The sequence below is a fragment of the Shinella sp. genome (assembly GCF_049651085.1).
GTDB lineage: Bacteria > Pseudomonadota > Alphaproteobacteria > Rhizobiales > Rhizobiaceae > Shinella.
On record NZ_JBASBL010000016.1, the window covers coordinates 30,077 to 49,189 of the forward strand.

Genomic DNA, 19,113 nt, shown 5'->3' on the forward strand with positions numbered 1-19,113 from the left:
AATCCACGGACGATCGTAGAGCGGCGCGGAGGCGGCGCTTTCAAGCGGATTTGAACCGCGCCATCAGCTCGGCGCGGGCCGGATCGGTCAGCGTAACGGCGGCGCCGAATTCGAGTGGCATCAGGGCGGCCTCGTCGGGATAGACGATCTTGTCGCCGGTGATCTCGGCCGGCAGCAGCGACATGACGCGGCTGTCGGTCGTCGGCGTGCTGTTGGCGATATGCTCCTTTGCCGCGTTCTGCGGGTCCATCAGGAAGTTGAGCAATGCATAGGCGGCCGGCTTGTTGCCGGCGCTCTTCGGTATGCCGAAGAAATCCGACCATATCTCGCCGCCATCCGTGCCCAGAGCGAACTGGATTTCCGGGATGTCGCGGTTGAGCTGCGCGCCGTCTCCCGTCCAGCACATGGTCATCCAGGCGTTGCTGGCGCGCATGGCGGGCTGGTAGTCGCTGTTGATGGCGTAGAGGTGCGGCTTGACCCTGAGCAGCAGCTCCTCTGCTTCGGCAAGTTCGCCGGGCTTGATGGAATTGAACGAGTGGCCGAGCGAGACGAGGGCGCTGCCGATGGTGGTGAGCTGGTAGTCATGCACCATGGCGCGGCCGTCCGCCTCGGTCATCGCGATCTCGAAGAACGCCTTCCAGCTGGTTACAGGCGATTTTATCCTGTCGGAATTGAAGGCGATGCCGGTCGCACCCCAATTCTTCGGCAGCGCATAGATCTTGCCGTCGACCGTGCCCTCGTTGGTGAAGCGGGCGTTCTGGGTCTTCGGATCGTAGTTCGGCAACCTGGCAAGGTCGAGCGGATCGATCAGGCCGAGGTCGGCATAGGTGGAGATCGTGTGGTTGGTGGGCACGAAGAGGTCCCAGCCTGCGTCGCCGGCCTGCAGCCTGGCCAGTATTTCCTCGTTCGAGCCGAAGACATGCACTTCCACGGCAACGCCGGTCGCGGCGGTGAAGGCCTCGAAAGTCGAGGGGTCATGGTAGTTCGGCCAGGTGGCGAGGACCATCACCGAGCCGAGGTCCTCCTGCGCATGGGCCTCGGAGGGGAACAGGCCGGGCTGGCGGGCCATCAAGGCTGCGGCGGCGCCGAGGCCGGTGACGCCGAGGAAGTGGCGACGCGTGACCGAGCCGCGCCTGAGCCGCATGAACTCCTCCGTCAGATCGCTGGCGCTGATCGAGGCATTCTCCCTGAACCATTTCGACATCACGCTGTTCCCCTATTGTTGTGAGGCTGTTTCCCCTCGGGCGTGAAGGATAAGTGCTGTACCGGGATCGAAGCTTGTTACGACCCGCGTAATCGGTCCGGCGAGGTCTTTTTCTGATGGGCGCAACGCGAAAGCCCGGCATCGCTGCCGGGCTCCCTCAATCTTTTCAAGTTCTTGTCGCGTGGTCTTCGTGGATCGATTCCGGTCCTTGAGACGCAGATTCAAGCAACCGTCGCGAGGGCTACCTGCGCGCGGGCGTCGATGATCTGGCGGGCGGCGTTGGCCGCTTCCTTGCCCTTGATGACGAAGTGGTCGCGGAAGAAGGCGATATGGGCTTCCGATTCCTGGAAATGGTGCGGCGTCAGCACGGCCGAGAGCACCGGCACATTGGTGTCGAGCCCGACGCGCACGATGGCGTCGACCACCGAGCCTGCGACGAAATCGTGGCGGTAGATGCCGCCGTCAACGACGAGAGCGACGCCGAGGATGGCGGAATAGCCGCCGGTCCTGGCAAGCAGCTGGGCATGCAGCGGGATTTCGAGGGCGCCGGGAACGTCGATCACATCGACATCCTCGACGCGGCCGCCAAGCGCCTTCCATTCGGCGATAAAGGAATCGACCGCCTGATCGACGATGCCGGCGTGCCAGCGGGCACGGATAACGGCGATGCGGGCGGAGGGGGTGGCATTCACATTCATGTCTAGGCCTTTCAAGGGTTGAGCCATTTTGCAACGGGTCCCTTGGGCGAACACGCAAGAAAGCTGAAACCAGCCCTGCGGCCGGTGCCTCCTGCTTGCTCTCTTCCATCCGGACTATGACCGTCGGCTCCGGCATCGCACCGGATCTGCTGACCCCTCCATTGACCGGAGGGCGCTCGCGGGCTCCCGGATTGCTCCGGATACCGCCGGTGGGGAGTTTCACCCCGCCCTGAGAACAATGGGAGATTAACCGCGCCCGGCTGCCAGATCAAATCCCCAGGCGACGGAAAACGCATGATTCACGACAGATTTTTTTAAACCCTGCCCGAGGTCTGGAATGATATGCCAGCCTGGAGCAATTCCAGTGAAAACCGGACCGCTACAATTGCTTCAGGCTTTGTTTTTACCGCATTTTCCGACGCCGAAGCGATGCCGCTTCGGCTGGAAATGCTCTAGTCGTGGATGACCAGCAGGTCTCCGGCGGTGAACCGCAGGGTGACCGTGTCCCCGGCGACCGGCGGCACCAGGCCGGGGTTGTTGAACATGTCGAACGAGATGATGCTGCCGCCGACCTTCATGCGGGTGCGGATGACCGAGCCGAGGAAATTCGACGAAGTGACCTCGCCGGAAAGCGCCGTATCGCCCTTGGCATCGGGCGCGATGGAGCCTGCCTCCGGGCGCAGCGCCAGCGAGATCGTGTCGCCGGCCTTTGCATTGCCGAGCGATTCGTGCAGCGTGACAGCCTGATCGCCGATCAGGACGCTGCGTGCGGAAGGATCGACGACCTTGGCCTCGATGAGGTTGAGGGTGCCGACGAAATTCGCGACGAAGCGGGTGGCCGGGCGGTTGTAGATCTCGGCCGGCGCGCCGATCTGGTCGGCTTTGCCGGCATTCATGACGACGATGCGGTCGGAGATCGACAGCGCCTCTTCCTGGTCGTGCGTGACAAAGACCGTGGTAATGCCGAGCTGCTGCTGGATCATGCGGATTTCCTCGCGCAGCGACACGCGGATCTTGGCGTCGAGGGCCGAGAGGGGCTCATCGAGCAGCAGAACCTGCGGTTTCGGCGCCAGCGCGCGGGCCAGCGCCACGCGCTGCTGCTGGCCGCCGGACATCTGGTAGGGGTAGCGGTCGGCGAGGTGGTCGAGCTTGATGAGGCCGAGCATCTCCTTGACGCGCGCGTCGATCTCGGCCTTCGGCCGCCCGGCGACCTTGAGGCCGAAAGCGACGTTTTCCGCGACGTTCATGTTCGGGAACAGCGCATATGCCTGGAACACCATGCCGATGTTGCGCTGGTTGGGGCGGAGATTTTGCTGGCTCTTGCCGTCGATGGCGATCGTGCCGCCCGAGGGCGTCTCGAAGCCTGCGATCATGCGCAGGACAGTGGTCTTGCCGCAGCCGGAAGGCCCGAGGAAGGAGACGAACTCGCCCTTCTCGATCGACATGTTGAAATCCTTGACGACCTGAACGGGCCCGAAGGATTTCTGGAGGCTGGAGAGTGTCAGAAAGCTCATGAAAATCCTCAGGTGGGGCTTTGCGCGCCCTTCTGGAAGCGGGAGACAAGCTGGATCAGGCCAAGGCAACCCCAGGTCAGGGCGAAGGACATCACCGCGAGCGCAGCAGGTTCATAGGCACGATTGGCGCCGAGCAGCTGCATATAGGGACCGAAGGCCGGACGGTTGAGAAGCGCTGCCATGGTGAACTCGCCGATGACGATGGCAAAGGTCAGGAAGGCGCCGGACAGCACCGCGACCAGCACGTTGGGCAGGATGATGCGTGCAAGGATCGTCATCCAGCCGGCGCCGAGACTCTGGGCGGCTTCGGTCAGCGTGGCGATATCGATCGCGCGCAGGCCCGTATCGACCGCGCGATACATATAGGGCAGCGCCAGCATCGAGTAGCCGAACATCAGAAGGATGTTCGTGCCGGTGATCGAGCCGGTCAGCGGAAGCCAGCTGGAGGTGTTGTAGAGCCTGATGTAACCGAAGACGATGACGATGGCCGGGATGACCAGCGGCAGCAGCGTCACGAATTCGACATAGGGACGAAGGCGCGGCAGCTTCAGGCGCACCCAATAGGCCGTTGGCACGACGAGCAGCACACCGAAGGCGATCGTCGCGAGCGCCATCAGCACCGAATAGGTAAATGTCTCCTGGAAGCGCGGATCGCCGAGCACCACCGCATAGGCATCCAGCGAATAGACGCCGCGCCGCATCTTCAGCGAGAAGTTGGTCATGCCGAGCAGCGGCAGGGTGAAATAGAGCAGCCCGAAGATGAGGGCGCCCCAGGCCCAGAACTTCTTCATTTCAGCCACCTTTCGCTGCGGGCGCGAAGCCAGATGTAGATCGTGTTGGCGACGCCGGTCACGACGATCATGCCAAAGGCGAGCGCATAGCCGAGATGGGGATTGCCCAGCACGTCGCCGCGGATTTGCGCGAAGAGTAGGATCGGCACGATGGAGAGCGAGGAGCCCGTCAGCGCGATGGCTGTTGCTACGGCGCCGAAGGCATTGGCGAAAAGCAGGGCGAGCGTGCCGAGGAAGGACGGCAGCAGGATGGGGAAGGCGACGAGGCGCCAGTATTGTGCGTTCGTCGCGCCGAGAATCTGGGCCGCCTCACGCCACTCGCGCTTCAGGCCGTCGAGCGCGGGCGTGATGATGAGGATCATGAGCGGGATCTGGAAGAACAGGTAGGTGACTGTCAGGCCCCAGAAGGACAGGATGTTAAAGCCGAGCGCGCGCAGATCGATGCCGATCTGGGTCTTCAGGAAGACGGTGAGCAGGCCGACAGGGCCGAGGGTGGCAAGAAAGGCGAAGGCAAGCGGCACGCCGGCGAAGTTGGACGCGACGCCGGAAAAGGTCAGCAATGGACCGCGAAGCCACTTCGGCAGGCCGCCAAGCACGACGGCGGCGGCGACCGAGAAGCCGATCAGGCAGCCGAGCAGGGCCGAGGCGATGCTGATCTTGATCGAGATCCAGTAGGCCGACATGATCGAGGTGGTGAACAGCCCGCGGATATTGTCGAGCGTGAAGCCGCCGTCCGGGGTCTGGAAAGCGCCGATGACGATGCGCATCGTCGGCATGATGAGGAACAGCAGGACAAAGATTGCGAACGGCACCGCGCCGAGCCAGTGCAGCGGGAGGCGGAAAGGCGCCCGCGTCGGCTGTCTGCCTGCTGAACTGTCTGATGACATTAAGTAAACCTCGAAGGGGTTGCCATTATTGGCATAACGCAATCGTCGCCCCGGCTGAAGAACCGGAGCGACGAAAGATGTTCTTTATTGTACGTTCGCGCCGACGACGGAGTCCCAGGCGCTGGTCACGGCAGCATTGTTGGCGTCGACTTCCTCGAGCGTCGGGAAGTAGGCCTTTTCATAGGATGCTGCCGGCGGCAGGGCGTCGAGCAGGTCCTGCGGAACCTTGCCAGCCTTGACCATGGCGTTGAAGCGCGCCGGGTGGCAATAACCCTTCAGCCACGCGAGCTGGCCTTCGTCGGAATAGAGGTGCTCCATCCAAAGCTTGGCGGCGTTCGGGTGCGGCGCGTAGGCCGAGATTGCCTGAACGTAGACGCCGGCAAGGACGCCCTTCTCCGGGACGACGACTTCGGTCGGCGGGTTGCCGTTGAGGGTCTTGGCCCAGCCGAGGGCGTTGTAGTCCCAGGCGATGACGATCGGGGTGGAGCCCTGCGCCAGCGTGCCGGACTTGCCGATGACCGGAACGAAGTTGCCGGCCTTGTTCATCTCCGCGAAGTAGGCAAGACCTGCTTCGCCGGCTTCCTTGCCGGACTTTGCATCCTTGGCAAGACCAGCGGCGAGAACGCCGAGGATGGCCTGGTTGGAGGCGCGCGGGTCGCCTGCAAGCGCGACCTGGCCGGCATATTCAGGCTTCAGGAGATCGGCCCAGTCCTTCGGCGAGTTGGCCACGATGTCCTTGTTCACGATGAAGGACATCACGCCGTAATAGTCGCCGTACCAGTAGCCTTCGGGATCCTTGATGGTATCCGGAATTTCGTCCCAGGTGGAGACCTTGTAGGGCTGCAGCAGGCCTTCGGCCTTGGCGGACGGGCCGAAGGACAGGCCGACGTCGATCACGTCGGGCGACTGCGGGCCCTTGTTGTCCTTGTTGGCCTTGATGGCTTCGATTTCGTCGGCAGAACCGGCGTCCGGGTTCAGTTCGTTGATCTGGATTTCCGGATATTTCGCCTTGAAGGAGGCGAAGACATCACCGTAGCCGCACCAGTCGTGCGGCAGGGCGACCGTCGTCAGCATGCCTTCCTTCTTCGCCGCTTCGATAAGCTCGGCGCTCGGTTCGGCGAAGGCGAAGGAGGTCGTTGCAACCACCAGGGCGGTGGAGAGCGAAAGCAGACGTTTCGTATGTGATATCACGGTTTTCTCCTTTGTGTGACAGTCAACTTCGGTGAAGCTGATACTGGTGGTGCATGAACCCTATGTGACAGTTTTGTTTCTGTTTTTTCGTGTGCCTGCCACGACTTTCGCAGAGCTTCCGGCCGATGGTTTGCGAAATAGCTGACTAGCCTCGAAGAGGCCCTCCAGCGCTTTCAGGCGGCCGCTCGTCTCTTCCCAGCCCGAACTCTGGACGGCTTCGATCAGGGCTTCGACGATAAACAGGGTGACGACGGAGGAATCCCAGGCGGAAGGGGCCTCGATCTGGACCCGGAAAACCTTGGCCGCGACCTTTGCCACCGGCGAGGCCCATTGGTCGGTGAAGAGCACGATCTTCACGCCGCGCTCATGCGCCACGCGACCGAGCGTTTCCATTTCCTGCTCGTAGCGCCGGATGTCGAAGATCACGAGCACGTCGCCGGCCTTCATGTTCAACACATAGTGCGGCCAGGAACTCGGATTGGAGGCGATCTGCGTGACGTTGGGGCGAATGACCTGAAGATGGGTGAAAAGATAGTCGGCAAGCGCCTTCGTGATGCGCCCGCCGATGATGTAGATGCTGCGCTGCCGGTCGGCGAGAAGGGCGCTGGCGCTGTCGAATTCGGCTGTTTCCACATGGGCCAGCGTCTGGCGCAGGTTGTTCATGATCGTGTCGGCGAAGCGGTTCAGGATGTGCGCGCCCGGCGCATTCGCAGCCCAGCGGTCGTGCTTGCTGATCGGGCTTGAAAGCGTCGCTTCCAGCTCATGGTGAAGCCGGGCCTGAAAATCCGGAAAGCCCCGGAACCCGAGCTTCTGCACCATGCGGGCGACGGTCGGCGTCGACACGCCGGCATTTTCAGCGACCGTCGTGATGCTGCCGAGGCCGGAGACGGGGTAGTTGTCCAGTAACGATGTGGCCAATTGCCGTTCGGCACGCGTCAGCGCATCGAAGTGGCCGCTGATCACATCCGACACCGTCATGGATGTTTGGTTGAGCGTCAAATTTTTCCCCCGCGCTCCGTTCTTCGCCGGAGTTTCTAAAATTAAACATCGCTGTCACAATCCGAGTCAAATGTTTTTTTGAAGAGATTTTTTCAATTCCTGATTGACAGGAGTGAAACTGTGAAGAATTCTCTTCAGTAATGATAAAAGCCGGTCGAGGGGATCAGGCTCATGGGAATTCTGAGTGGAGAAGAGGGCGACCCCGTCGCCCTGGAGAATGCTGTTGCGCGTGGACCGATCATCCTGGTCTGCGAGCATGCATCGCGTCTTTTGCCGAAGTCGCTCGGCACGCTCGGCCTTTCCGAGGAGGTGCGCGCCAGCCATATCGCCTGGGATCCGGGTGCGCTCGCCGTGTCGCGATTGATGGCCGAACACCTCGATGCGACCCTGCTTTTCCAGCGCTTTTCGCGTCTCGTCTACGATTGCAACCGTCCGCCGGAATCGCCGGCCGCCATGCCGGAAAAGAGCGAGGTGTTCGACGTTCCGGGCAATGCCGGCCTCGATCAGGCGGCACGCGATGCCCGCACCGAAGCGCTCTACCTGCCATTCCGCGACACGCTCTCCCGCATCGTGAAAGAGCGGATCGCAGAGGGTCGGGCGCCGGTCATCGTGACCATGCACAGTTTCACGCCGATCTATTTCGGCATGCAGCGTCTGGTGGAAATCGGCATCCTGCACGACGCCGACGCACGCCTTGCCGATGCGATGCTGACCGCTGCCAGTGAGGACAAACGCTATGACGTTCGCCGCAACGAGCCCTATGGCCCGGACGACGGCGTAACGCATACGCTGAAGGAGCACGGCCTATCCAATGGCCTGCCCAATGTGATGATCGAGGTTCGCAACGACCTCATCAAGGACGAAGCCAGCCAGAGGGTGATGGCAGGCTACCTGTCGGGGCTGCTGCGTGAGAGCATCCCCGCAATAAAACAATAAACGCCCTGGGAACGGAATGTCCGTGGAGACGGAAGTGAACACGAACTGGAGAGGCCAAGCGAATGCTTGCGTTAATACACTGGAGGTCTGGCCCGGCTGAGAACGCCGCCGCTGTCAAAGGGGGCAGGGGACATGCCTGATTTCATCAAGAGTTATGTACGCTTCGTCGACACGTTCAACCGGCGTGTCGGCCTTTTTGCGATGTACCTGATCTTCGCGATGTTCGCGATCCTGTTCTATTCCTCGATTTCGAAGGCGTTCCACCTGCCGGCGAACTGGACCCTGGAATCCGCGCAGTTCACCATGGCCGCCTACTACATGCTCGGCGGCGCCTTCGCCATGCAGACCGGCGACCACGTCCGCATGGACCTCTTCTACAGCCAATGGTCGCTGCGCCGCCGCGCGGCCTTCGACGTCGTCACGGCCGTTGCGCTGATCGTCTTCCTGGGCTTCATGCTCTATGGCGGCATTTCCAGCACGGCCTACGCCATTCAGTTCAACGAAAAGAGTTTCAGCGCCTGGGCGCCCTACATGGCGCCGATCAAGACCATCATGACCTTCGGTGTCGTGATGATGCTTGCGCAGGCTACCTCCTCGCTCTTCAAGGATATCGCGGAATTGCGGGGAAGGCCCATCGCATGAGCTATGAATTCATCGCAATCACGATGTTTGCCGGCATGATGGTGCTGCTGCTTACCGGGCAGCGCGTCTTTGCCGTCATAGGCTTCGTCGGCGTCGTCGCGGCCTTCCTGCTCTGGGGCACGGGCGGCTCGGAAATGGGCTTCGCCTCCGCCATGAAGCTCGTCAAATGGTATCCGATGCTGACGGTGCCGATGTTCGTTTTCATGGGCTACATGCTCTCGGAATCGGGCATCGCCGAAGACCTCTACAAGGCGTTCCACGTCTGGATGGGATCGATCAACGGCGGCCTGGCGCTCGGCACCATCGGCCTCATGGTGATCATCTCGGCGATGAACGGCCTGTCGGTCGCCGGCATGGCGATCGGCGCCACCATCGCGCTGCCGGAATTGCTGCGCCGCGGCTACGACAAGGTGATGACGACCGGCGTGGTGCAGGGCGGCTCGACGCTCGGCATCCTCATTCCGCCGAGCATCGTGCTCGTGCTCTACGGCATGATCGCCCGCGTACCGGTCGGCCAGCTCTGGCTCGCCGGCGTTTTCCCCGGCCTGCTGATGGCCTTGCTGATGGCGATCTACGTCTATATCCGCTGCCGGATCAATCCGTCGCTCGGACCGGCGCTGCCGGCGGAGGAGCGCGCGGTGCCCATGGCTGAAAAACTGAAGCTGCTGACGGCAGGCGTCCTGCCCCTCGGCATCTTCTCACTGATGATGTGGCTGTTTCTGAGCGGCATCGCCAGCCTTGTGGAAGCCTCGGCCGTCGGCGCCATCTCCTCGGCCCTCGTTGCCTGGCAGCGCGGTCGCCTCAGCAGGCGGCTGTGGAACGACGTCTTGCAGAAGACGCTCGGTATCACCTGCATGTTCATGTGGATCCTGATCGCCTCGCTCTGCTTCGGCGCCGTTTTCGACGGTCTTGGTGCGGTAAAGTCGATCGAGCGCTTCTTCCTCGGCGACCTTGGCCTCGAGCCCTGGCAGGTGCTGGTGCTGATGCAACTCTCCTTCCTCATCATGGGGATGTTCCTCGACGACACGGCGATGCTCGTCATCGTCGCGCCGCTCTACATCCCGCTGGTGCAGAAGCTGGGCTTCGACCTCGTCTGGTACGGCATTCTCTACACGATCACCTGCCAGATCGCCTACATCACGCCGCCCTTCGGCTACAACCTGTTCATGATGCGCGCCATGGCGCCGTCCGGCATCACCATGTCCGATATCTACAAGTCGATCTGGCCGTTTGTCGGCATCATGGTCGCAAGCCTGATCATCATCGGCGTGTTCCCCGACATCGCGACGTGGCTGCCGAACAACTACTACAGCAAGTAACCGGACGCCCGGTGGCGGGAACCACCGGGCGTCCGACGGGAGTAATGGGCCGACAGAAAAAAAACGTTCGACCGACCGGGATTAACGGCCGTTCCCGGCAAAACGAGACGTATAACCAGAGGGATAGAGATATGACCAACAGAAGGCAGTTTCTTACCAGGGCAGGGGTGGTGACGATCGGTGCGGCAGGCGCCGCAACGCTTGCCGCACCCGCCGTCGTGAAGGCCCAGACGCCCATCAAGTGGCGCTTCCAGACCTATGCGGGCGCTGCGCTCGGCGAGCATGTCACCAAGCCGATCGTCGATGCGATCAACGCAGCCGCCAAGGGCGAGCTGGAGATCGAACTCTACTTCGCCGACCAGATCGTACCGACCGGTGAGCTTTTCCGCGCGCTTCAGGCCGGCACGATCGACGCCGTGCATTCCGACGACGATTCCATGGCCTCGCCGGCCGATGTCGCCACCTTCGGCGGCTACTTCCCGCTTGCAACCAAGCAGATCCTCGACGTGCCGGTGCTGTTCAAGCAGTACGGCCTCGCCGATATCTGGCGCTCGTCCTATGAAAAGGTCGGCGGCGTCGTCTGGCTCGCGGCTTCGGGCCAGGATCCGTGCCATTTCAACACCAAGAAGGCGATCAACTCGGTGAAGGACCTGGAGGGCTTGCGCCTCTACACCTTCCCGACCGCGGGCCGCTTCCTCACCCAGTTCGGCGTCGTGCCGGTGACGATCCCCTACGAAGACGCGCAGGTTGCCGTGCAGACCGGTGAACTCGACGGCATGGCCTGGTCGGGCATCACCGAGGACTACACGGTCGGCTGGGCCGACGTGACGGATCATTTCCTGACCAACAACATCTCGGGAGCCTGGATCGGCTCCTTCTTCGTCAACGAGAAGAAGTGGGCAGAACTGCCGGATCACCTGAAGAAGCTGGTCATGACCGCCATCGAGGCCGGTAACAACTACCGCGACCAGTGGTACTGGGGCGGTGAGGCCAAGCTGCGCGCCGAGGGCACGAAGCTGAAGCTCACCAGCATCCCGGCAGCCGAGTGGAAGGTCGTCGAGGATGCGGCCAAGGTGTTCTGGAAGGAGATCGCCGGACAGAGCGAGACGGCCGCCAAGGTCGTCAAGATCTTCGAGGACTACAACGCCGTCATCAACAAGGCAGGACCGCCCTACGTCAACGGCTGATAGCAACCGACACCCCGGACCGGGCTTGCCAAGGCCCGGTCCGGCATGACGCCACAACCCGCAGGACCGCCCGATGACCGTGACCTATAGTTTTGATGACCTGAAGAAGGATGTGGCCGAGGGCCGCATCGACACCGTTCTCGCATGCCTGGTGGACATGCAGGGGCGCCTGATGGGCAAACGCTTCCACGCGCAGTATTTTGTCGAAAGCGGCTATGAGGAGACGCATAGCTGCAACTACCTGCTTGCGACCGACATCGAGATGGAGACCGTCCCCGGCTACAAGTCGACAAGCTGGGCTGCCGGCTATGGCGACTATACGATGAAGCCGGACCTTGCCACGCTGCGCAAACTGCCCTGGCTCGAAGGCACCGCGCTGGTGCTTTGCGACGTTCTCGACCACCACACCCATGCGGAAGTGCCACACTCGCCGCGCGCGGTTCTCAAGAAGCAGGTCAAGCGGCTGGAGGCCCTGGGCTTCAAGGCCTTCATGGCCAGCGAGCTTGAATTCTACCTGTTCGACCAGACCTATGATCATGCTCGCGAGAGCGGCTATCGCGACCTCATGCCAGCCAGCGGCTACAACGAGGACTACCACATCTTCCAGACCACGAAGGAAGAGGATGTCATGCGGGCGCTGCGCAACGGCCTGCAGGGCGCCGGCATTCCGGTGGAAAACTCCAAGGGCGAGGCATCGCCCGGCCAGGGGGAGATCAACGTGCGCTATGCCGAGGCGGTGGCCATGGCCGACCGGCATTCGATCATCAAGAACGCCACCAAGGAAATCGCCTGGCAGCGGGGCAAGGCCGTCACTTTCCTGGCCAAGTGGAACTACAACGCCGCCGGCTCGTCCTCGCATATCCACCAGTCGCTGTGGAGCCTGGACGGCAAGGAGCCGAAATTCTTCGACAAGGAGGCCCGGTACGGCATGTCGGAGCTGATGCGCATGTATGTGGCGGGCCAGCTCGCCCATGCCAGCGAGATCACCTATTTCCTTGCGCCCTACATCAATTCCTACAAGCGCTTCGTCGCCGGCACCTTCGCGCCGACCAAGGCGGTCTGGAGCAAGGACAACCGCACGGCCGGCTACCGCCTTTGCGGAGCCGGATCGAAGGGCATTCGCATCGAATGCCGCGTCGGCGGCTCGGACCTCAATCCCTATCTCGCCATGGCGGCGCTGCTTGCGGCCGGCATTGCGGGCATCGAGGAGAGGCTGGAGCTCGAAGCCCCCTTCGAGGGCGATGCCTATGGCGGCAAGGACATCCGCGAGATTCCGAGGACGCTGCGCGGTGCCGCGGCGGCGCTGAAGGAATCCGAGATGCTGCGCGATGCCTTCGGCGATGACGTGGTCGATCACTATGTCCGCGCTGCCGAGTGGGAGCAGGAAGAGTATGATCGTCGCATCACCGACTGGGAGGTGGCGCGCGGCTTCGAGAGGGCATGATGTTGCGCGATTTGGAATATTGTTGACGTTATCGCAACACGATGCGATCCTTGTTGTCCCTACGCGTGTAGAAGGACCACATCATGGAGCAGGAATATACGATCGATACAGGTTGGTTTCGTGAACAGCTGAAGAAGCGCGGCAGCAACCAAAGCGATCTGGCCCGCTTCCTGGGGCGTGATAGAAGCGCTGTGTCACGCATGTTGAGCGGAGAAAAGAACATGTCCGTCCAGCAGCAGGACAAGATTGCGGAGTTTCTGGGCGTAAGTCTTGCGGAAGTGGCTGAACATCGATTTTTGCCGCAATCAGGCTTTGAGGAGGGGAAGCAAGGTAGCTACGCAACACACGAGGCAGAGCCGCAACAGGAAGCATCAGGGAAAAAGGCCGGCAAGGATCCATACCGGCATCCGATTTTCGGCTGCATGAAGGGAACGCTGACGATTGCACCGGGGGTGGATTTGACGGAGCCGCTGGATTTTGAATGGAGTGGCAAGCTCTATAATGAGTAGCGGATTTCTTCTTGATACCTGTGCCGTCATCTGGATGTCTCAGCGTCTCCCGATTTCCGAGGCGGCGGCCCATGTCGTAAGCGATGCCCGCGACAGTGGGGTGCCCATCCATGTTTCAGCCGTGACGGCGTGGGAAATGGGGATGCTCGTTGCTCACGGCCGCATTAGCGAAACCAAGGAGCCCAAGCGCTGGTATGATGAGTTTCTGGCAGGAGCGGGGCTTTCGGAGATACAGGTGACGGCTGATATTTTCATGGCCGCGTCCTTTCTCCCGCTGCCTTTGCACAAGGATCCCATCGATCGCATCATCATCGCCACAGCGCGCGGACACGATCTGACTATCATCACCCGCGATAGAGCGATCCTCGCCTATAGCGTTGCCGGCCATGTAAGGGCGCTGGCCTGTTAAAACGGAGTTCTGAAAGAATGACTGTGATCAAATGCATATCCCCCGTGGATGGCTCGGTTTACGCCGAGCGCGAGGCGATGCCGCTGGCTGCCGCGCAAGAGGTCGTCGCCCGCGCGAAAAAGGCGCAGAAGGCCTGGGCGAAGCGTCCGCTGGAAGACCGCATCCAGCTCGTCCTGAAGGGCGTGGCGCGCGTCAATGAAATGGCCGACGAGATCGTGCCGGAAATCGCCTGGCAGATGGGCCGCCCCGTCCGCTATGGCGGCGAGTTCAAGGGCTTCAACGAGCGCTCCAACTATGTGGCGGAGATTGCCGGCTCGTCGCTGGCGCCGATCGTTGTCGAGAACAGCGGCAGCTTCGAGCGCCGCATCGAGCGCGAGCCGCATGGCGTCGTCTTCGTCATCGCGCCGTGGAACTATCCCTACATGACCGCGATCAACACGATCGCGCCGGCGCTGATGGCGGGCAACACGATCATCATCAAGCATGCCGCCCAGACGCTGCTCGTCGGCGAGCGACTCGTGCGCGCCTTCAACGAGGCTGGCGTGCCGGAGGGCGTGTTCCAGAATGTCTTCCTCGATCATGACACGACTTCGGCGCTGATCGCCGGAAACGCGTTCGACTTTGTCAATTTCACCGGCTCCGTCGAAGGTGGCCGGTCCATCGAGCGCGCCGCCGCCGGCACGTTCACGCCGGTGGGACTGGAGCTTGGCGGCAAGGACCCGGGCTACGTCATGGAAGACGCGGACCTCGACGCGGCGGTCGATACGCTGATGGACGGCGCGACCTACAATTCGGGCCAGTGCTGCTGCGGCATCGAGCGCGTCTACGTCAACGAGAAGCTCTACGACGCCTTCGTCGAAAAATCCGTCGCCTGGGTGTCGAACTACAAGCTCGGCAACCCGCTCGACCCGGAAACGACCCTCGGCCCGATGGCGCACAAGCGCTTTGCCGCGACCGTGCGTTCGCAGATCGCCGATGCGGTTTCGCGCGGCGCGAAGGCGCTGGTCGATCCCAAGCTGTTCCCGGCCGATGACGGCGGCGCCTATGTCGCCCCGCAGATCCTCGTCGATGTCGATCATTCGATGGAGTTCATGACCGAAGAGACCTTCGGTCCGGCCGTCGGCATCATGAAGGTGAAGAGCGACGAGGAAGCGCTCGCCCTGATGAACGATTGCAAGTACGGCCTCACCGTCTCGCTGTGGACGAAGGACAGCGAGCGTGCGGCCCGCATCGCCCGCGACCTGGAGACCGGCACGGTATTCCAGAACCGCGCCGACTATCTCGACCCGGCGCTGTGCTGGACCGGCGTCAAGGAAACGGGCCGTGGCGGTTCGCTCTCCGTCATCGGCTTCCACAACCTCACGAGACCGAAATCCTACCATTTCAGGAAAGCTTGAAGAGCATGACCATCACTGCCAACTGGAGCTACCCGACCGCCATCAAGTTCGGGGCGGGCCGCATCTCGGAACTGGCCGATCACTGCAAGGCAGTCGGCATGAAGAAGCCGCTGCTTGTCACCGATCGCGGCCTTTCGACAATGCCGATCACGCAGAATGCGCTTGCCATTCTGGAGGCCGCAGGCCTCGGCCGGGCGATGTTCGCGGAGGTCGATCCGAACCCGACCGACAAGAACCTCGCAGCCGGCGTCAAGGCGTTCAGGGATGGCGGCCATGACGGCGTCGTCGCCTTCGGCGGCGGCTCGGGCCTCGACCTCGGCAAGGCCGTCGCCTTCATGTCCGGCCAGACGCGCCCCGTCTGGGATTTCGAGGATATCGGCGACTGGTGGACCCGTGCCGATCCAGCCGGCATCGCGCCGATCGTCGCCGTGCCGACGACGGCCGGCACCGGCTCGGAAGTTGGCCGTGCCTCGGTCATCACCAATTCCGAGACGCATACCAAGAAGGTGATCTTCCATCCGAAGTTCCTTCCCGCGGTGACGATCTGCGATCCGGAACTGACGGTCGGCATGCCGAAGGTCATCACATCCGGCACCGGCATGGACGCCTTCGCCCATTGCCTTGAAGCCTATTGCTCGCCCTTCTATCACCCGATGAGCCAGGGCATCGCGCTTGAGGGCATGCGCCTCGTCAAGGAATACCTCCCGCGCGCCTACAGGGACGGCACGGATATCGAGGCACGCTCCCATATGATGTCGGCCGCCGCCATGGGCGCGGTCGCCTTCCAGAAGGGGCTGGGTGCAATCCACTCGCTGTCGCACCCGGTCGGGGCGATCTACAACACCCACCACGGCATGACCAATGCCGTCGTGATGCCGCCGGTGCTGACCTTCAACCGTCCCGCCATCGAGGCGAGGATTGCCAGCGCTGCCGCCTATCTCGGCATAGCCGGCGGCTTCGACGGTTTCTTCGACTATGTGCTGCGCCTGCGCGAAGAGCTTGGCGTTCCCGACAAGCTTTCGGCGCTCGGCGTCGGCACGGACAGGATCGATGAAATGTCCGCCATGGCGATCGTTGACCCGACGGCTGGCGGCAATCCGGTGGAACTGACGCTCGATGCGGCCAAGCGCCTCTTCATCGAGTGCATCTGAGTTTTTACTTTTTACCCTTGAATGAAGCCCGGAAAACGCAGGTTTTCCGGGCTTTTTCTTTGCAAGGCGTGGTTCCGGCGCACCGTCTCGTTAATCTTTTCGATACGAAAGTTTGCAATTCCTTAACCATGTTTTGAAAGGTTTGATTAAGGGGCGCCATTTTTCACCGGGCCGCCCGACCAGAGCGATCAGGAAGCTCACAGCCTTCAACGAGGAACGCCATGTCAGTCATCACATTTGCCAATGCCAAGGGCGGCGCGGGCAAGACCACAGCGGCCTTGATCCTTGCCACCGAGCTTGCAAGTCAGGGCCACTGCATCACCATCCTTGATGCGGACCCGCAACGCTGGATCAGCCACTGGCACGAGACATCCGGCCGCCAGCGCAATATCGCCGTCATTTCCGAAGTATCCATGGCCTCGCTTCAGTGTCATATCCGCGAGAACCGTGCGGCGACGGACTATTTCATCATCGACCTTGCCGGCGCACGCGATGCGCTGGTCGCCACCGCCATCGGTCTGTCCGATCATGTGATGATCCCGGTGCAGGGCTGTGCGATGGATGCGCGGGGCGCCGCGCAGATCCTCGACCTCTTGAAACAGCTGGACGAAAAGGCCGGCATCCGCATCAACCATTCGGTCGTGCTCACCCGCATGAGCGCGATGGTGACGACCCGCGCCATGACGGCCATCAAGGCGCTGCTGTCGGCACGCGGCGTGAATGTGCTCGACACGCCGATCGGCGAGCGCACGGCTTTCCGTGAAATCTTCGATGGCGGCGGCACGCTCTATTCGATGGATCCGCTGAAGGTCAGCAACCTCGACAAGGCGCGCGAGAATGCGCGGCTCTTTGCCGAGGAAGTGCTCCGCCTCGTGCCCGCGCGCAAACCGACCGCGACAGAGCGCGGCTTTTTCCGCACGCTTCGGCCGGCGGCTTGAGTTCCCGGATTTGACGAAAGCCAGGAACGGTTGCGACCATATGCGCCGCCGTTCCCGTGATTTGAGGCAAGGCTTGGTAATGAACAATTTACCATGCCTAACTTAATGATATCGCGTCAGAAAGCTATCCCATGAAGGCCTTGCCTTCAGCAGAACCCATGACGGGTTGCGGGTTGGGCGTGCCGTGCGGCGCCGCCTCCCGAGGTGCGTTATCGCTTTAATTCCGTTTCTCGAGTACCAGGATGCCCTCAGCATGAAGCCAGTCCCGCAGACCGCCAGCCAGAGCCACGATATCGCGCGTCGTCTGGAGTATCTCGGCCTTGACGAGGCTTCCCTTACGCGACTGCGCAGTCTCAAGCCCTTCATCGAGAAGGAACTCGGCCCGGCGCTCGACAAGTTCTATGCCATCGTGCGCAAGAGCCCGGAGGTGAATCACCTCTTCTCCAACGATGCGCATATCAACCGTGCCAAGAACGCCCAGCTTGGCCATTGGGCGAACATCGCGTCGGCTGATTTTACCGGTGACTATGCAGCGAAGGTCCAGACGATCGGCCATGTGCATGCGCGCATCGGGCTGGAGCCGCGCTGGTATATCGGCGGCTACGCGCTGATCGTCGAGCATCTTCTGACGGAAGCGGTCAGGTCGCTGTGGCCGAAGCAGGGGCTCTTTTCCCGTCAGGAAATCGCCCCGGAGGAGTTCGCTGCGCGGTTCTCCAGCCTGCTCAAGGCCATGTTCCTCGACATGGACCTGTCGATCTCCGTCTATAACGACATGTCCGACCTCACCAAGCAGCAGATGGTGCAGGCGCAGGTTCTCGGCGAGGAACGCCAGCTGGTGAACGACAGTTTCGGCGCGGCGCTGAAGCGCATATCGGATGGCGACCTTACCGCGCGCATCAACGGTGCGCTGCCGGAGGCCTATGAAACGCTGCGGCACGACTTCAACCACGCCATGTCCACTCTGGCGCAGGCCATCGGCAATATCGGCGTCGGCGCCGGGTCGATCCATCTCAGCGCCCGCGAGATCGCGTCGGCCTCCGACGACCTTGCCAAGCGCACGGAACGGCAGGCGGCCAATCTTGAGGAAACGGCTGCCGCAATCGAAGAGGTGACGACCACCGTGCGCCACACCGCGCAAAGCGCAAACGATGCGAATGCGCTCGTCGAGGCGGCGCGCGACAACGCCCAGCGCAGCGGTGAAGTCGTGGAAGAAGCGATCACCGCCATGGGCGAGATCCAGGCCTCCTCGGCCGCCATCGCCAACATCATCGAGGTGATTGACGAGATCGCCTTCCAGACCAACCTTCTGGCGCTGAATGCCGGCATCGAGGCCGCGCGGGCAGGGGAGGCCGGCCGCGGCTTTGCCGTCGTCGCCTCGGAAGTGCGGGCGCTCGCCCAGCGCTGCGCGGATGCGGCCAAGGACATCCAGAACCTCATTGCCCGGTCGCACGGCCAGGTCGAGGACGGGGTGCGTTCGGTCAACGAGGTCGCCCAGTCGCTGCGCCAGATCGTTTCGCAGGTCGTCGAAGTCAGCGCGGTGTTCAACTCCATCCGCGCCAGCACGGCCGAACAGGCGACAGGCCTTCAGGCGGTCAATCAGGCGATCAACGCCATGGACCAGATCACCCAGCAGAATGCCGCCATGGTCGAGCAGGCGAATGCCGCAAGCCAGGCGCTGACGCAGGAAGCCGCATCGATCGCCGCCCAGCTCAGCGCCTTCCGCACCGGCGGCACGGCGCAGCCTGCCAAGGATTCGGGCTACACGCGCGCCGCCTGAGCGATCGTCGATAGTTGAAGGAGGGCCGGGAGCGCTTGCGTTGCCCGGCCTTCCTGTTTCTGGCTGCTGCGGAGACAAAAAAGCCGGCCCTGAAGGCCGGCTCCGATGCTTCGTTGGCTG

The 19,113-nt window shown here is 62.2% G+C and carries 18 protein-coding genes and 1 riboswitch; of the genes, 11 read left to right on the forward strand and 7 right to left on the reverse strand.

Annotated features, from left to right (window positions below; all coding sequences use genetic code 11):
* Nucleotides 1-40: 40 nt before the first annotated feature.
* The 7 genes from WA950_RS08935 to WA950_RS08965 all read right to left on the reverse strand — a co-directional run bounded on the left by WA950_RS08935 (nt 41) and on the right by WA950_RS08965 (nt 7,263).
* Nucleotides 41-1,204 (reverse strand): polyamine ABC transporter substrate-binding protein, encoded by a 1,164-nt coding sequence (locus WA950_RS08935; RefSeq protein WP_424551358.1) that lies wholly within the window; start codon nt 1,202-1,204, stop codon nt 41-43.
* Between the two features lie 221 nt (nt 1,205-1,425).
* On the reverse strand, nt 1,426-1,902 hold the full coding sequence (locus WA950_RS08940; protein ID WP_424551359.1) for a 6,7-dimethyl-8-ribityllumazine synthase: 477 nt from the start codon (nt 1,900-1,902) through the stop codon (nt 1,426-1,428).
* Between the two features lie 93 nt (nt 1,903-1,995).
* A riboswitch (FMN riboswitch) is annotated at nt 1,996-2,143 on the reverse strand.
* 211 nt (nt 2,144-2,354) lie between these two features.
* Nucleotides 2,355-3,416, reverse strand: a complete 1,062-nt coding sequence (locus WA950_RS08945; RefSeq protein WP_424551360.1) for an ABC transporter ATP-binding protein — start codon at nt 3,414-3,416, stop codon at nt 2,355-2,357.
* Nucleotides 3,417-3,424: 8 nt separating this feature from the next.
* Nucleotides 3,425-4,207, reverse strand: coding sequence for an ABC transporter permease (locus WA950_RS08950; protein ID WP_424551361.1), 783 nt, complete (start codon nt 4,205-4,207; stop codon nt 3,425-3,427).
* The gene (locus WA950_RS08955) at nt 4,204-5,094 is read right to left on the reverse strand and encodes an ABC transporter permease (RefSeq protein ID WP_424551362.1); all 891 of its coding nucleotides are present in this window, start codon (nt 5,092-5,094) and stop codon (nt 4,204-4,206) included. Before WA950_RS08955 ends, WA950_RS08950 begins: the two co-directional genes overlap by 4 nt.
* 84 nt (nt 5,095-5,178) lie before the next feature.
* Nucleotides 5,179-6,285: an ABC transporter substrate-binding protein gene (locus tag WA950_RS08960; RefSeq protein WP_424551363.1), complete on the reverse strand. Its 1,107-nt coding sequence runs from the start codon at nt 6,283-6,285 to the stop codon at nt 5,179-5,181.
* 60 nt (nt 6,286-6,345) lie between these two features.
* The gene (locus WA950_RS08965; RefSeq protein WP_424551518.1) at nt 6,346-7,263 is read right to left on the reverse strand and encodes a MurR/RpiR family transcriptional regulator; all 918 of its coding nucleotides are present in this window, start codon (nt 7,261-7,263) and stop codon (nt 6,346-6,348) included.
* A gap of 192 nt (nt 7,264-7,455) precedes the next feature.
* Between WA950_RS08965 and WA950_RS08970 the strand changes: the two genes are divergently transcribed.
* From WA950_RS08970 to WA950_RS09020, 11 genes are all read left to right on the forward strand, one after another.
* On the forward strand, nt 7,456-8,220 hold the full coding sequence (locus tag WA950_RS08970; protein WP_424551364.1) for an N-formylglutamate amidohydrolase: 765 nt from the start codon (nt 7,456-7,458) through the stop codon (nt 8,218-8,220).
* A 132-nt stretch (nt 8,221-8,352) separates the two neighbouring features.
* Entirely contained in the window at nt 8,353-8,862 is a 510-nt protein-coding gene (locus WA950_RS08975; protein ID WP_424551365.1) for a TRAP transporter small permease subunit, read from the forward strand.
* Nucleotides 8,859-10,181 (forward strand): TRAP transporter large permease, encoded by a 1,323-nt coding sequence (locus WA950_RS08980; protein ID WP_424551366.1) that lies wholly within the window; start codon nt 8,859-8,861, stop codon nt 10,179-10,181. Before WA950_RS08975 ends, WA950_RS08980 begins: the two co-directional genes overlap by 4 nt.
* A gap of 131 nt (nt 10,182-10,312) precedes the next feature.
* Entirely contained in the window at nt 10,313-11,368 is a 1,056-nt protein-coding gene (locus WA950_RS08985) for a TRAP transporter substrate-binding protein (protein WP_424551367.1), read from the forward strand.
* 73 nt (nt 11,369-11,441) lie between these two features.
* Nucleotides 11,442-12,812, forward strand: a complete 1,371-nt coding sequence (locus tag WA950_RS08990; protein WP_424551368.1) for a glutamine synthetase family protein — start codon at nt 11,442-11,444, stop codon at nt 12,810-12,812.
* Nucleotides 12,813-12,895: 83 nt separating this feature from the next.
* Nucleotides 12,896-13,321, forward strand: coding sequence for a helix-turn-helix domain-containing protein (locus WA950_RS08995; protein ID WP_424551369.1), 426 nt, complete (start codon nt 12,896-12,898; stop codon nt 13,319-13,321).
* On the forward strand, nt 13,314-13,730 hold the full coding sequence (locus WA950_RS09000; RefSeq protein WP_424551370.1) for a type II toxin-antitoxin system VapC family toxin: 417 nt from the start codon (nt 13,314-13,316) through the stop codon (nt 13,728-13,730). Before WA950_RS08995 ends, WA950_RS09000 begins: the two co-directional genes overlap by 8 nt.
* Before the next feature lie 17 nt (nt 13,731-13,747).
* The gene (locus WA950_RS09005) at nt 13,748-15,127 is read left to right on the forward strand and encodes an aldehyde dehydrogenase family protein (protein WP_424551371.1); all 1,380 of its coding nucleotides are present in this window, start codon (nt 13,748-13,750) and stop codon (nt 15,125-15,127) included.
* A gap of 5 nt (nt 15,128-15,132) precedes the next feature.
* Nucleotides 15,133-16,278, forward strand: a complete 1,146-nt coding sequence (locus tag WA950_RS09010) for an iron-containing alcohol dehydrogenase (RefSeq protein WP_424551372.1) — start codon at nt 15,133-15,135, stop codon at nt 16,276-16,278.
* Between the two features lie 221 nt (nt 16,279-16,499).
* Nucleotides 16,500-17,216: an AAA family ATPase gene (locus tag WA950_RS09015; RefSeq protein ID WP_424551373.1), complete on the forward strand. Its 717-nt coding sequence runs from the start codon at nt 16,500-16,502 to the stop codon at nt 17,214-17,216.
* 253 nt (nt 17,217-17,469) lie between these two features.
* Nucleotides 17,470-18,993, forward strand: a complete 1,524-nt coding sequence (locus WA950_RS09020) for a methyl-accepting chemotaxis protein (RefSeq protein WP_424551374.1) — start codon at nt 17,470-17,472, stop codon at nt 18,991-18,993.
* Nucleotides 18,994-19,113 lie beyond the last annotated feature (120 nt).

What these genes read in the sequence shown, in the direction of transcription:
- WA950_RS08935 (WP_424551358.1), bottom strand. Translation starts at nt 1,204, where the DNA reads ATGTCGAAATGGTTCAGGGAGAATGCCTCGATCAGCGCCAGCGATCTG.
- WA950_RS08940 (WP_424551359.1), bottom strand. Translation starts at nt 1,902, where the DNA reads ATGAATGTGAATGCCACCCCCTCCGCCCGCATCGCCGTTATCCGTGCC.
- WA950_RS08945 (WP_424551360.1), bottom strand. Translation starts at nt 3,416, where the DNA reads ATGAGCTTTCTGACACTCTCCAGCCTCCAGAAATCCTTCGGGCCCGTT.
- WA950_RS08950 (WP_424551361.1), bottom strand. Translation starts at nt 4,207, where the DNA reads ATGAAGAAGTTCTGGGCCTGGGGCGCCCTCATCTTCGGGCTGCTCTAT.
- WA950_RS08955 (WP_424551362.1), bottom strand. Translation starts at nt 5,094, where the DNA reads ATGTCATCAGACAGTTCAGCAGGCAGACAGCCGACGCGGGCGCCTTTC.
- WA950_RS08965 (WP_424551518.1), bottom strand. Translation starts at nt 7,263, where the DNA reads ATGACGGTGTCGGATGTGATCAGCGGCCACTTCGATGCGCTGACGCGT.
- WA950_RS08970 (WP_424551364.1), top strand. Translation starts at nt 7,456, where the DNA reads ATGGGAATTCTGAGTGGAGAAGAGGGCGACCCCGTCGCCCTGGAGAAT.
- WA950_RS08975 (WP_424551365.1), top strand. Translation starts at nt 8,353, where the DNA reads ATGCCTGATTTCATCAAGAGTTATGTACGCTTCGTCGACACGTTCAAC.
- WA950_RS08980 (WP_424551366.1), top strand. Translation starts at nt 8,859, where the DNA reads ATGAGCTATGAATTCATCGCAATCACGATGTTTGCCGGCATGATGGTG.
- WA950_RS08985 (WP_424551367.1), top strand. Translation starts at nt 10,313, where the DNA reads ATGACCAACAGAAGGCAGTTTCTTACCAGGGCAGGGGTGGTGACGATC.
- WA950_RS08990 (WP_424551368.1), top strand. Translation starts at nt 11,442, where the DNA reads ATGACCGTGACCTATAGTTTTGATGACCTGAAGAAGGATGTGGCCGAG.
- WA950_RS08995 (WP_424551369.1), top strand. Translation starts at nt 12,896, where the DNA reads ATGGAGCAGGAATATACGATCGATACAGGTTGGTTTCGTGAACAGCTG.
- WA950_RS09000 (WP_424551370.1), top strand. Translation starts at nt 13,314, where the DNA reads ATGAGTAGCGGATTTCTTCTTGATACCTGTGCCGTCATCTGGATGTCT.
- WA950_RS09005 (WP_424551371.1), top strand. Translation starts at nt 13,748, where the DNA reads ATGACTGTGATCAAATGCATATCCCCCGTGGATGGCTCGGTTTACGCC.
- WA950_RS09010 (WP_424551372.1), top strand. Translation starts at nt 15,133, where the DNA reads ATGACCATCACTGCCAACTGGAGCTACCCGACCGCCATCAAGTTCGGG.
- WA950_RS09015 (WP_424551373.1), top strand. Translation starts at nt 16,500, where the DNA reads ATGTCAGTCATCACATTTGCCAATGCCAAGGGCGGCGCGGGCAAGACC.
- WA950_RS09020 (WP_424551374.1), top strand. Translation starts at nt 17,470, where the DNA reads ATGAAGCCAGTCCCGCAGACCGCCAGCCAGAGCCACGATATCGCGCGT.